Source organism: Apilactobacillus micheneri (assembly GCF_002993975.1).
Lineage (GTDB): Bacteria > Bacillota > Bacilli > Lactobacillales > Lactobacillaceae > Apilactobacillus > Apilactobacillus micheneri.
In genome coordinates this window covers 122,605-136,077 of record NZ_POSO01000004.1, presented here as the reverse complement: position 1 = coordinate 136,077, position 13,473 = coordinate 122,605, and the positions used below count along the sequence as shown (strand labels likewise).

Annotated in this window: 13 protein-coding genes; 11 read left to right on the top strand and 2 right to left on the bottom strand. The window is 30.3% G+C overall.

What is annotated here, in order from left to right; translation table 11 throughout:
• The first annotated feature begins 1 nt into the window (after nucleotide 1).
• The 3 genes from pta to C7N41_RS06670 are packed head-to-tail and all read left to right on the top strand — an operon-like array spanning nucleotide 2 to nucleotide 1,962.
• Nucleotides 2–973 (top strand): phosphate acetyltransferase, encoded by a 972-nt coding sequence (gene pta, locus C7N41_RS06680; RefSeq protein ID WP_105964916.1) that lies wholly within the window; start codon nucleotides 2–4, stop codon nucleotides 971–973.
• A gap of 12 nt (nucleotides 974–985) precedes the next feature.
• The gene (tsaE, locus tag C7N41_RS06675) at nucleotides 986–1,453 is read left to right on the top strand and encodes a tRNA (adenosine(37)-N6)-threonylcarbamoyltransferase complex ATPase subunit type 1 TsaE (protein ID WP_105964915.1); all 468 of its coding nucleotides are present in this window, start codon (nucleotides 986–988) and stop codon (nucleotides 1,451–1,453) included.
• Nucleotides 1,453–1,962 (top strand): GNAT family N-acetyltransferase, encoded by a 510-nt coding sequence (locus C7N41_RS06670; protein WP_105964914.1) that lies wholly within the window; start codon nucleotides 1,453–1,455, stop codon nucleotides 1,960–1,962. The genes tsaE and C7N41_RS06670 overlap by 1 nt, the downstream gene beginning before the upstream one ends.
• A 22-nt stretch (nucleotides 1,963–1,984) precedes the next feature.
• On the opposite strand, the gene C7N41_RS06665 is transcribed toward C7N41_RS06670, so the two are convergent.
• Nucleotides 1,985–2,521 carry a 3'-5' exonuclease gene (locus C7N41_RS06665; RefSeq protein WP_105964913.1) on the bottom strand — a complete coding sequence of 179 codons (537 nt, stop codon included), beginning with the start codon at nucleotides 2,519–2,521 and terminating at the stop codon, nucleotides 1,985–1,987.
• Nucleotides 2,522–2,605: 84 nt separating this feature from the next.
• On the opposite strand from C7N41_RS06665, the gene murB reads away from it, so the two are divergent.
• Entirely contained in the window at nucleotides 2,606–3,505 is a 900-nt protein-coding gene (gene murB, locus C7N41_RS06660) for a UDP-N-acetylmuramate dehydrogenase (RefSeq protein ID WP_105964912.1), read from the top strand.
• Nucleotides 3,506–3,519: 14 nt separating this feature from the next.
• Nucleotides 3,520–5,490 (top strand): cation:proton antiporter, encoded by a 1,971-nt coding sequence (locus tag C7N41_RS06655; RefSeq protein ID WP_105964911.1) that lies wholly within the window; start codon nucleotides 3,520–3,522, stop codon nucleotides 5,488–5,490.
• A gap of 39 nt (nucleotides 5,491–5,529) precedes the next feature.
• Here C7N41_RS06655 and C7N41_RS06650 read toward each other — a convergent pair whose 3' ends face one another.
• On the bottom strand, nucleotides 5,530–6,186 hold the full coding sequence (locus tag C7N41_RS06650) for a DUF1361 domain-containing protein (protein ID WP_174674031.1): 657 nt from the start codon (nucleotides 6,184–6,186) through the stop codon (nucleotides 5,530–5,532).
• Between the two features lie 167 nt (nucleotides 6,187–6,353).
• Between C7N41_RS06650 and cdaA the strand changes: the two genes are divergently transcribed.
• From cdaA to C7N41_RS06625, 6 genes are all read left to right on the top strand, one after another.
• Complete coding sequence (gene cdaA / locus C7N41_RS06645; protein WP_105964909.1) at nucleotides 6,354–7,205, top strand: diadenylate cyclase CdaA; 852 nt, start codon at nucleotides 6,354–6,356, stop codon at nucleotides 7,203–7,205.
• Entirely contained in the window at nucleotides 7,205–8,161 is a 957-nt protein-coding gene (locus tag C7N41_RS06640; RefSeq protein ID WP_105964908.1) for a CdaR family protein, read from the top strand. Before cdaA ends, C7N41_RS06640 begins: the two co-directional genes overlap by 1 nt.
• 44 nt (nucleotides 8,162–8,205) lie before the next feature.
• Nucleotides 8,206–9,558, top strand: a complete 1,353-nt coding sequence (glmM, locus tag C7N41_RS06635) for a phosphoglucosamine mutase (protein ID WP_105964907.1) — start codon at nucleotides 8,206–8,208, stop codon at nucleotides 9,556–9,558.
• 170 nt (nucleotides 9,559–9,728) lie between these two features.
• On the top strand, nucleotides 9,729–11,552 hold the full coding sequence (glmS, locus tag C7N41_RS06630) for a glutamine--fructose-6-phosphate transaminase (isomerizing) (protein WP_105964906.1): 1,824 nt from the start codon (nucleotides 9,729–9,731) through the stop codon (nucleotides 11,550–11,552).
• A 161-nt stretch (nucleotides 11,553–11,713) separates the two neighbouring features.
• Nucleotides 11,714–11,836: a hypothetical protein gene (locus C7N41_RS07870; protein WP_263850929.1), complete on the top strand. Its 123-nt coding sequence runs from the start codon at nucleotides 11,714–11,716 to the stop codon at nucleotides 11,834–11,836.
• Nucleotides 11,837–11,860: 24 nt separating this feature from the next.
• Nucleotides 11,861–13,402: a glycoside hydrolase family 73 protein gene (locus C7N41_RS06625; RefSeq protein WP_105964905.1), complete on the top strand. Its 1,542-nt coding sequence runs from the start codon at nucleotides 11,861–11,863 to the stop codon at nucleotides 13,400–13,402.
• Nucleotides 13,403–13,473 lie beyond the last annotated feature (71 nt).

The window sequence follows — 13,473 nt, the reverse complement described above, 5'->3', positions numbered from 1 at the left end:
TATGAGCAATTTATTTGATGGATTAAGAAATGATATTAAGGGCAAAAATAAAAAAATTGTTTTTCCCGAAGGATCTGATGAAAGAATTATTGAAGCAGCTTCACGTTTAGCTTCTGAAGATTTAATTACACCTATTTTATTAGGAAATAACACTGATATTTCAAAGCATGCTAATGGTGCTGATTTAAGTAAAGTACAAATCATTGATATCAATGATTATCCTAAAGATGAATATGAAGCAATGTTAGATGCTTTAGAAGAACGTCGCAATGGTAAAAACACTCGTGAACAATTATCAGAATGGTTAAATAATGAAAATTATTTTGGAACAATGCTAGTTTATATGGGTAAGGCTGATGGTATGGTTTCTGGAGCAGCACATGCTACTGGAGATACAGTTAGACCAGCATTACAAATTATTAAAACCAAAAAAGGAATGCGTAGAATTTCTGGTTCTTTCTTAATGCAAAAAGGAGATACTCGTTATGTATTTGCTGACTGTGCGATTAACTTGGAATTAGATGCAGCTGGCATGGTTGAAGTAGCTAAACAAAGTGCGGAGACTGCTAAAATGTTTGGAATCGATCCTAAAGTTGCATTTTTAAGCTTTTCTACAAAGGGTTCAGCTAAGGGTGAAATGGTTACTAAAGTGCAAGAAGCTGCTAAGATGGCTCAAGATGAATTAGATTGCCCATCTGATGGTGAACTACAATTTGATGCTGCACTTGTTCCAGAAGTGGCAAAAAAGAAAGCACCTACATCTGGAGTTGCAGGAAACGCCAATGTATTTGTATTTCCTGAATTGCAATCAGGAAATATTGGCTACAAAATTGCTCAACGCTTAGGTGGATTTGAAGCATTTGGTCCAATTTTACAAGGAATGGCTAAACCAGTTTCAGATTTATCAAGAGGTTGTAATGCTGAAGACGTTTACAATGTTTCAATTATTACTGCTGCACAATCTTTAAAATAAGGAGGTTAATATATGAAGTTTAACGTTAATACTCCAGAAGAGACCATGAGTTATGGTAAAAAAATCGCTGATTATTTAAAACCTAAAGATGTCATTTTATTAGACGGTGATTTAGGTGCTGGTAAGACTACTTTTACTAAGGGGCTTGCTGAAGGACTAGGTATTAAAAGGAACATTAAAAGTCCGACATTTACAATTATTAGAGAATATCAAGATGGACGCTTACCTTTGTATCACATGGATGCATATCGTTTAGACGATGGCAGTGGGGATGAATTAGGTTTAGAAGAATATTTTAATGGTGATGGTATTAACGTCATCGAATGGTCTAATTTTATTGAAAATGAATTACCTAGTGATTATCTTAAAATCATTTTTAAACGTGATGATTCTAAGGGTGATAATTATCGTACAATTGATTTTCAGCCTAAAGGTGAACACTTTAATAATATTATTAAAGAAAGTTATCTTGAAAAATAATGGAAAATAAAATTGATGTAAATATTACTTTGGCAATGCCTGAAGATGCTGAAAATTTAATTAATTTATTGGAACAATTAAAAACTGAATCTGATACTTTCACGATTGATCCAGAACTTGGTGAAATGAGTGTTCAACAGCAAGCACAACAAATCATGTTAGTTAATCAAACTCGTGGAAATGTCATCTTATTAGCTAAGCATTTAGATAAAATTATAGGTTTAGTAACTGTCCAAAATCTAGATGATTCAGATTTAGGCGAATTGGGCATAGCAATCATTAAAAAATATTGGAACTATGGATTAGGTACTGATTTAGTTAAAGAAGCTATTCATTGGGGATCTAACTATAGTAATTTGTCTACAATTGCATTAATTGTAGAGAAAAGGAATCATGCAGCTGTGCATCTATATCAGAAATGTGGCTTTATGTTTTCTAAAAAACGTTTAATTAATATTCATGAAAATTACCATTCTACTTATGAAATGAATATAAAACTAAAAAAATAATCTGCTTAAATTAATAAGCAGATTATTTTTTTACTTTTATGAATTGTTTTATTTCGTCATCGCCAAATTCTTTTTGTTGTTTAATCAATATATTGGCACATGCTAAACTATCATCTAACGCATTATGATGATGATGCAAATCAATATTCATGTTTTCACATACAGTATTTAATTTATGATTTTCAAATTCTGGGAAGAAGTATTTTGAAGTTTTTACAGTATCTAAAGTCAGATATTTAGGGACAATTAAATCATATCTTAATAGAGTATTCTTTAAAACGCTATTATCAAATGAATTATTATGTGCAATTACCAGTTTGTCATGACTAAAGAAATGATTAATAATTGGCCATATTTCTGGAAAAGTAGGTGCATCAGCAACATCTTCTGCATGTAACCCATGAACTTTGATATTTCGCCAATTAAATTCGACTTCTGGATTTATAAGCGTATAAAATTCATCAACAATTTTATTATTTCTTACTACTGTTATTGCTAATGAACATGCACTTGCACGTTTATTATTAGCTGTTTCAAAATCAATTGCAGTAAAATTCATTTATAAACTCCTTAATATAAAATTTATACTTAAGTATAACATGGTAACAAAGTCTTTTATCGTGTTAAAATTAAAATATAAAATATATTAAGGAAATTGATAGCTATGAAAGAAAAAGTAAAAATATTAAAGAATGAATCATTATCAAAATATACATTTACAAAAACTGGTGGCCCAGCTGATTTATTAGCTTTTCCAAAATCTATTGATGAAGTTCAAGAATTATTGCAATTGGCTAATTCTGAAAATTTGCCAATTACAGTTCTTGGGAACGCAAGTAATTTAATTATCAAAGATGGTGGTATTCGCGGCCTAGTAATTATGTTAACTGATATGAATAGTATTGAAACTACTGATAATTTGGTTATTGCTGATGCTGGTGCAGCATATATTGATGTTACGATAGCTGCACAGAAGAGCAGCTTATCAGGTGCTGAGTTTGCAGCAGGAATTCCCGGTAGTGTAGGTGGGGCAATATTTATGAATGCTGGAGCATACGGTGGTGAAACTGATCAAATTGCTGATAGTATAGTTGCCTTAACACCAAATAATGAAATAAAGATAATCAAACATGATGAATTGGACTTTGGATATCGTCATAGTTCCATTCAAGATAATAATGACATTGTTTTACAAGCAACTTTTAAATTAACGCATGCCGATAAGCATGATATTCAACTTAAAATGGATCACTTTAATTCTTTGAGGGCTTCAAAACAACCACTAGAATTACCTTCTTGTGGGAGTGTTTTTAAAAGACCTAAAGGGTACTTTGCTGGTAAACTAATACATGATTCTGGATTACAAGGTTATCAATCTGGTGGTGCTCAAGTATCTACTAAACATGCAGGCTTTATTGTAAATGTTGGTAACGCAAGTGCTACTGATTATCTTAATGTAATTCATCATGTTCAAAAAATTGTGTATGATAAGCAAGGAGTTAAGTTAGAAACTGAAGTTAGAATTATTGGAGAAGATAAATAAGGAGTTAATTTTATATGGAACTTATTGAAATTATTTTGCTACTAACAATTATTTTGCTATCGTCTAATATAATTCACCATTATGTTCCAGTAATTCCAGATAGCCTTATTCAAGTGACTTTGGGATGTCTATTAGCCGTTATATTTGGCTTTAACATTCATCTAAGTAGTGACTGGTTTTTATTGTTGTTTATTGCCCCCTTACTTTTTAATGATGGTCGGCGTTTCCCAAAAGATGATTTATGGGAATTAAGATGGCCCATTTTTGCTAATTCTATATTGTTAGTGTTTATAACAATGATATTAGGTGGATTAGTTATTTATAAAATGATTCCATCAATGCCATTACCAGTTGCATTTGCTTTAGCTGCTATTTTGTCACCAACTGATCCTATTGCAGTTGAATCAATTGCTAAAAAGGCTAAATTACCGAAAAATATTTTACACTTAGTTAATGGTGAAAGTTTAATTAATGATGCTAGTGGACTAATTGGATTCAAATATGCAGTAGCTGCGACTGTCTATGGTTCTTTTTCTTTAAAAGGTGCAGTTACTGATTTCTTTTACATTAGTATTGTTGGTGGCGTTATTGGAATTATAACAATGCTATTTATTTTATTTATTCGTAAGTTTTTATACGAAAAAGGTTTAACGAATGTTCCATTTAACATTGTTTCTCAAATAGCATCGCCATTTCTAATATATATGTTATCTGAAGAAGTATTTCATGCTTCAGGAGTAATTGCTGTTGTAACTGCAGGAATTATTTATCACTTAAAAGCATCAAAGTCCAATGCTTCTTCTGCTGAATTAGATATAATGAGTGAACATACTTGGGATGTTATCATTTATCTATTGAACGGGATCGTGTTTATAATATTGGGAATTGAAGTTCCGTTTGCAATGGGAACTGTAGTTAAAAGCATGCAATTTAATACTTGGATATCTATTGGATATGCAATTATAACTTGGTTAGTTTTATTAATTATTAGAATTGCTTGGATTATGATATATGAGACCTTTACTACGTTTATTTCTGAACATAGATTTGCTCCAATTGATATTAAAACTGCCGTTATTGCAGGACTATCAGGGGTTAGAGGTGCAATCACAATGGCTGGTGTGTTATCCATACCATTTGTAACTAATCAAGGAATACCATTTCCAGATCGTGCTTTGATTTTATTTATTGCATCAATCGTAATTATTTTAAGTTTACTTGCTGCAGTTATAATATTACCTTTGATTCCCAGTGATAATAATCAAGTTGTTGAGTACAATAACAATAACTATTGGAATGAGGGTAAAACGCGTATTTATATGTTGAATTTTGCCATTGATAGTATTAAAAAACATAGTGCAGAAGATAAGCATATTAGTAATGTAATTATTGATCAGTATCAGATGATTATTAAGCAATTTTCCATGACACATATTAGTAAAATGGAAAAAGATATTCGTCTTGCAGCAATCAAATATGAAAAAGTAGCAATTAAAAAATTAATGGCTCAAGGACAAATTTCTAAAAAAATGATTAATGCAGTTAATTATGAAATTAATCATCGCGAAATTAAAAATTTGAATCAGTCTAATCAATCTAATGCTAAATTAGAATTGGTATCATCATACCAAACTTTAAAGCTATGGCTCTTCAAGCAAAATAATGATGAAGAGATTAATAAACAAATGCGTAAAATACTAATTAAAATAAATAGTTATACAATTGAAAACTTAAAACAACTTTATAATAAATATGATGAAGATGTTGTTGAAACGATAATTGATGAATATTTAAACTATAATGAAGCATTGAAGACAAGCCCAATTAATTATGATGCAATGTATCGTAAAATTAGAGTTAGGGCATTAGGTGCTCAAAGAATAGCTATTCAAGAATTACTTAACGATGAAAAAATCGATTGGAAAACAGCATCTGATTTAAGACAAGAAATTAACTATCTTGAAAATCTTGAATTAGATTCATAAAATATAAAAATCACCCACATATTATGTGGGTGATTTTTATTAAAAGTTATTTTTAGCATCTTTGATTATTAGATTTATTATCCAATATACAAATGTTTGGATGATTGTTAAAATTATTACAAACACAATCATATGAGGAGTCCACATGTTGATTAAAGGATTAATTAATAATTTTGGTGACAATAGTAAATATATTGTATGAAATCTTAAAAATCTTCCTATATAAATACCAATTGAAGCAAGGATATTAAAAATTATGATTAAAGTTATACCAAACAATTTATTTTTAATATGCAATTTATTTTTAATTTCATGAACTATTTTAAATAGTCCATATAATCCGATCAATGAACAACCTAAGGCACTTATTATTAAATATGAATAGCTTAGCCACATATTACTCGACAAACGCAGTAAACCTTCGTTTGTATATGGACTTAGTAATGATAGATGAAATAAATCAGTTAAAAGGTATGGTGCGTTTGGATAAAATATTAACCATAGTATTAAAATAGGCCAGAATATCCAAGATTTTTTAACATGTTTATTCGTAAGTTCCAAACTCAATTCAATTGGAATGTAACCCAAAATAGTATTTAAGATTAAAAAGCCAAAGGGTGGTTTTACCATAAAATATAAGAAAATAATCCATGCAATGAAGACTATTCTGATTTGCCATTTTATATTTTTAAACATTATGCAACCTCTTAAGATAATTTATTATTACTATTTTATATTTTAACGCGAAAGCTAATTTTATTGAACAATTAAAAGCTAAAAATTACAATGTAATTATTAATATTAAAAAGTCACAATGTTGAGTGATATAATATATATGGTTAATTAAATATGGAGGAATATTTATGAGCATAAATTTTAGTAGTATATTTACTCTAAGCAACCTTTTAGATGTATTAGTTGTTTGGTTTATTATATATGAAGTAATTGTCTTACTTAGAGGAACGAAGGCAGTTCAGTTATTTAGAGGAGTACTGGTAATTGCTATTGTAAAAATCATTAGTATTATTTTTGGTTTGACTGCAGTATCCTGGTTAACTGATCAAGTTATAAATTGGGGAGTTATTGCCATTATCGTTATCTTCCAACCAGAAATAAGACGTGGTTTGGAACATATTGGTCGTGGTTCAATTTTGAAACATACGCAAAACCAAAATGTTGAAAATCAAAAGATGATTACCGCTTTAGATAAAGCAATTCAATACATGTCTAAACGTCGTATTGGTGCTTTAATAACAATTCAAATGGATACAGGATTAGAAGACTACATAGAAACTGGTATTAATATCGATGCTGATGTCACCGGTGAACTATTAATAAATACATTTATTCCTAATACTCCATTGCATGATGGTGCTGTTATTATCAGAAACAATAGGTTAGCAGTAGCTGCTGCTTATTTACCATTATCTCAAAGTAATTTAATTCCAAAAGAATTAGGAACGAGGCATCGTGCTGCTGTTGGAATTTCAGAAGTTACTGATGCACTTACGATTGTTATTTCAGAAGAAACTGGTGAAGTTTCTATCACTAAAAATAATGAATTACTAAGAGGGCTTACTCAAGAAGATTATATTAAGTTCCTAAAAGATCAATTGATTACTAAACAGGATTCTGTGAACAAGAATTTCTTTACCACTGTTGGTACATGGATTGATAAAATGAATCTTAAAAAGAAAGATGGAGGTAAAAAATAATGAAAAGATTAGATAATCCTTGGTTTTTCAGACTAATTTCATTAATTTTTGCCATCCTTTTATTTGTTTATGTTAATCAAGGCAAATTTTTTGGGAATAATAATAATTCTACTGATAGTTCAATCACTCAATTAACTGCAACTAAAAATTCAACTTTATCTTTACCATTACAATTGAATTTTGATAATAATAAATATTTTGTGACTGGGTATCCTGAAAAAGTATCAGTTAAAATTAGTGGTCCAGCAGCTTTAGTTACCACTACTGTTAATACACAAAACTTCAAAGTATATGCTGATCTTTCAAGATTAGGAGTTGGCCATCATAGAGTCAGAATTTATCAAGATGGATTGAATGATGAATTGAAATATAAGACTAATCCTTCTTATATTAATGTTAATATTCAGCCTCGTAGGACCACTGAATTTCCAGTAAACGTTAAATATGATGATTCAAACATTGCTGATGGATATCATGCGGGGAAAGCTGTTCTAGGTAATGATAAAGTTAAAGTTACGGGTGCCGAAAACGAAATTAATAAGATTAATAAGGTAGTTGCCGAGTTAAGCATTCCTCAAGGAACTAACAAAACTGTTAATTCTTCCGTTATTCTTGAGGCCTTAGATGCAAAAGGTAAAATTGTTAATGTAATTTTGACGCCTTCTACAACTTCTGTTAATTTACCAATAAGCAGTGGAAACAATAAAAAAGTGCCAGTCAGTTTGCATACAGAAAACGCATCTTCTGCAAAAAAATATACTTTAACGCCTGAAAGCAAAAGTGTTAAGGTATTTGGGACATCCAAAGAATTGGATAACATTAAGGAAGTAAAGGCATATGTTGATGTTTCTGGTATAAATAAAGAAAAGAATGTTAATGTTCAATTAGATAAAAATTTAAATCATGTATCTGGATTTGATCCTGATAATATTAAAGTCAAAGTTAAAACTAATTAGAAATAAATAGTCCTATTAAATGGACTAGAAATGGAGATATTATTATGAAATATTTTGGAACTGATGGGGTTAGAGGAGTTGCTAATGAAGACCTTAGCCCTGAATTAGCATTTAAATGTGGTCGTGCTGGTGGATATATTTTAACTAAGCACAGTGAATCAGAAGGACAACCTCAGGTTTTGGTTGCTCGTGATACTAGAATTTCTGGTCAAATGTTAGAAAATGCATTGGTTGCGGGTTTGTTATCTGTTGGAATTGAAGTATTACAATTAGGCGTTGTTACTACTCCAGGAGTTGCTTATTTAGTTAGAACTCAAGGAGCTGCTGCTGGTGTTATGATTACTGCATCTCATAATCCTGCAGAATATAATGGGATTAAATTCTTTGGTTCAGATGGTTATAAATTATCAGATGATTTAGAAGAAGAAATCGAAAAAATATTAGAAGAGGATAAAGATGATTTACCTCGCCCATCAGCCAAGGGATTAGGTACTGCTGATGATTATTCTGAAGGTAGTCAAAAATATATTCGTTTCTTAGAACAAACAGTTCCAGAAGATTTATCAGGAATGAATATTTGTGTTGATTCCGCTAATGGTGCTACTAGCAGATTAGTATCTAGATTATATGCTGATTTAGGAATTGATTTTGATACTATGGCTACTACTCCTAATGGCATTAACATTAATGATCAAGTTGGTTCTACTCATCCAGAACAATTACAAAAAATGGTTGTTGATAAGGGTGCTCAAATTGGTTTAGCATTTGATGGAGATGGTGACCGTTGTATTGCTGTTGACGAAAATGGTGAATTAGTTGATGGTGATAAGATAATGTACATTTGTGGAAAATATATGTCCGATCATGGTCGTTTGAAGCAAGATACAGTTGTAAGTACTGTTATGAGTAATCTTGGTATGTATAAGGCAATGGAAGCCAATGGTATGAAGAATGTACAAACTAAGGTTGGGGACAGATATGTGGTAGAAGAAATGAATAAATCTGGATACAATCTTGGTGGTGAACAATCTGGACATATTGTTTTCTTAGACTTTAATACTACTGGAGATGGATTGTTAACTAGTTTACAACTACTACATGTAATGAAAGATACTGGTAAGAAATTATCAGAATTAGCTAGTGAAATTAAAAAGTATCCACAAAAATTAATTAATGTTAAAGTATCTGATAAACAACATGCTCTAGAAAACTCAAAAGTTAAGGATGTTATTTCCAAAGTAGAAACAGAAATGAATGGTGATGGACGTGTACTTGTTCGTCCTAGTGGAACTGAACCATTATTACGTGTAATGACTGAAGCACCAACTCAAGAATTAGTGGATGGCTATACCAAACGTATTGCTGATGTAGTTCAACAAGAAGTTGGAATTGAATAAAAAAGATTAAAGGCCTTTAAAAGGTCTTTTTTTATAAATTTACATACAACTATACCAATTTATTCTTACTAATTGACATATATTGTAAATCATTGTAATCTATTACTTGTCTTGAAAAAAATACAATATGAATGTCTATACCAATTATAAAATTGAAAGGAACATAAAATATGTGTGGAATTGTTGGGGTCGCAGGAAATAAAAATGCGGTTAATATTTTAATAAATGGTTTACAAAAGCTTGAATATCGTGGATACGATTCTGCTGGTCTTTACGTAAGTGATAAAGATGGTAAAGATTGTCTAATTAAAAGAACTGGAGCTATTTCTAATTTAAAAAAGGCTATTGGTTCAGACGTAAAAGGAACTTCTGGAATTGGTCATACTCGTTGGGCTACTCATGGTGGAGTAACGGTAGAAAATGCTCATCCTCATTACTCACAAGATGATCGTTTTTATCTTGTTCATAATGGAGTTATTGAAAACTATAAAGAGTTAAAGGAACAATATTTAAGTGATTTTACTTTTACTTCTCAAACTGATACTGAAGTAGTTGTACAATTAGTCGATTATTTTGCAACTAAAGAAAACATGAATGCTAAAGATGCATTTTTAAAAACTTTGTCATTATTAGATAAAGGATCTTCATATGCATTTCAATTAATGGATCGTGAGGAACCAGATACTATTTATGTTGCTAAAGATAAGAGTCCTTTATTAATTGGAATCGGTGATGGTTGTAATGTTGTTTGTTCAGATTCATTAGCAATGTTAAACGTAACTCATGAATTCTTAGAATTAAATGATGGTGATTTTGTTACTGTCAAACCAGATTCTATTGATATTCAAGATAAGGATGGTAATAAGGTTACAGACCGTAAACCATTCCACGTTGATATTGATGCTAGTGATACAGATAAGGGTACTTATCCATACTACATGCTTAAAGAAATTGATGAACAACCTAATGTTATGAGAAAACTATCTTCTGAATACTTAAATGAAGATGGTAATCCTGAAATCGAAGAAGATTTATTAAAATCAATTAAACAAGCAGATCGCTTATACATTGTTGCTGCTGGTACTAGTTATCATGCTGGTTTAGTAGGTAAAAATTTATTTGAAACAATGGCTCAAATTCCTACTGAAGTTCACGTTGCTTCTGAGTTTGCATATAATATGCCACTCTTATCAAAGAATCCATTTTTTATTTTCTTAAGTCAAAGTGGTGAAACTGCTGATAGTCGTGAAGTATTAGTTAATGTTAGCAAAGCCGGTTACAAGAGCTTAACTATTACTAATGTTGCTAAATCAACTTTATCACGTGAATCAGACTATACTTTATTATTACATGCGGGTCCTGAAATTTCCGTTGCATCTACTAAAGCATATACTGCTCAAATTGCTGTTGAAGCTATTTTAGCTAAAGGTTTGGGTGAAGCAGATCAAATTAAAGCGGCTACTGAATTTAACTTAAGACAACAATTAGGATTAGTTGCTACAGGGATGCAAACAATTGTTGACGAAAAAGAAAAAATGAATCAACTATCCCAAGACTATTTTGTAAATGCTAGCAAATCATTCTACATTGGTCGTGGAATTGATTACTTTGTTTCATTGGAAGCTGCCCTTAAACTTAAAGAAATTTCATATATCCATGCTGAAGGATTTGCTTCTGGAGAATTAAAGCACGGTACAATTGCTTTAATTGAGGATAAGACTCCAGTTATTGGAATTATTACTCAAAAGAATACTTCTAATTTAACTAGAAGTAATTTGGAAGAAACAATGGCTCGTGGATCTAAAGCTATTACAATTGTAACCAAAGCATTGGCTAAAGAAGACGATGATATTATCATTCCTGATGTAAATAGTATGTTAACACCATTATTAAGCGTTATTCCTGCTCAACTACTTGCTTACTATACAAGTTTGAATAAAGGATTAGACGTTGATCATCCTAGAAACTTAGCTAAAAGTGTTACTGTTCAATAAAATAATAAAAAAGCATTGGGATTTCATCCTGATGCTTTTTATTATATAAATGTTTTTGTTTTGTAATAACGATTTACGCATAGTGATGTTATAATTTTATTTAAGGGTATATAAATATTTATCTTATTAATGTTATAATACCGAAGATTGGAGTTCGATTTATGAAATTTACTAAAAAAAGATCAAATAATTCTAAGTCACAAGCTAAAAAAGATAAGACTTGGGAAAAATTTAAAAATCAACAAAATAAATTAAGCGCAGATAAGCGTGGCATAAGAAGATAATATACATAAACATGGAGGAAGATTATGCGAAATAAAAATATTGCAAAGGCTTTTCTATCAGTTATGACTGTTAGTGCAGTTATGACTTCTTTTAAAGTGTTAGATGTTAATGCAGATGATAATAATCAGTCCAACAATTCTAGTGTTGATGTTAGTAATACTAATAATGTAAGCGTTATTTCTAGTGAATTAAATAGTCAAAACTTTTTTGATAAACTTGGTCCATTAGCACAAAGAATTGCTAATAAAAATGACTTATATCCTTCATTATTACTTGCACAAGCAGCTATTGAAAGTGCTTATGGGCAAAGTTCTCTAACCCAAAGCAGTAATAACTTATTTGGCATTAAAGCTACAAATGGGCAAGGTATTAACACCTCAACTACTGAATTTAGTAATGGAAATAGTTATACAACAAATTCTACTTTTAGTACTTATCCTGATTTATTAAGTAGTCTACAGGGATATGCTGATTTCTTAAACAATAATATTAGATATTCAAATGTTCATCGATCTATGGCCCCAACAGTTGAGCAAGCTGCTATTAATATTCAAGCTGATGGATATGCTACTGATCCAGCTTATTCCAACAAATTAATTTCATTTATTAATCAAAATAATTTAAAAACTTACGACTCTGGTTCAGTTCCATCTAATAATAAACAAGATAATAACACACAAAACAATATTAATAATCAAAATAATAATTCTAATCAATCACAACCCGAACAACCAACACAACCAGTAACACGACCTGAACAACCTAAAAAAGAAAACATTACTAAGTATGTTGGATCAGATGGTAAAGAAACTTTCAAATTATCCAATAAATATAGAACATATAAATTATATAATCATGTAAAGGGAACTACTCGTAATATCAGGTCTTATGGTTGGAATAAATCTTTAAATTCCAGTAAGAAAGTATTTGTTGATTGTTTGGGCATTCGTAATTATGGTAAAAATGAATCTAAATGGTATCGAATTAGACTATCAGAACATTCAAAGAAAAAATATTGGGTATATTCAAAGGCTTTAGAGATGCCTAAAGTTAATTACATTAAAGAAAATAAAGAAGTTACTGTAAATACTAATACTCATAGCAATGTTTATAATCATGTATTTAATTCACCATATTTGAGTAAAAAGGTTAAGGAAAATAAGGATTTGGTTGATGACAGCTATCATACTAGTGCGAAAGCCATCATTGATAATGATGGAGTAAGAACAGAATGGTATCGAATCTATATTCCAGGGACTGGTAATGCTTGGATTAAGTCAAAAGACTTATCAAATATAACCAGACATAAAGAATTTAAAAATAATTATAATAACAAGTCTGGATATGCTTACCTTAACAATTATGGTAAATATCGTCTTTATAATGATATGCCAGGGTCATCTAAGAGAGCAAAAGTTACTAATTGGGATGACGTAAAAGTACCTAGTGATTATTTAATTACTTATGATAAATCAGGTGTAAAAGGTAAAGATAACACCAATTGGTACCGTATTAACTTAAATAATAAAAACTATTGGATTGCATCAGGGGCTTTAAAGTTTTAGTTTAGCTTTTTAGTTATACTTTGATTTGATATAATACTCTTGTAGTTTTATAATAAACAAACTGAATAAAA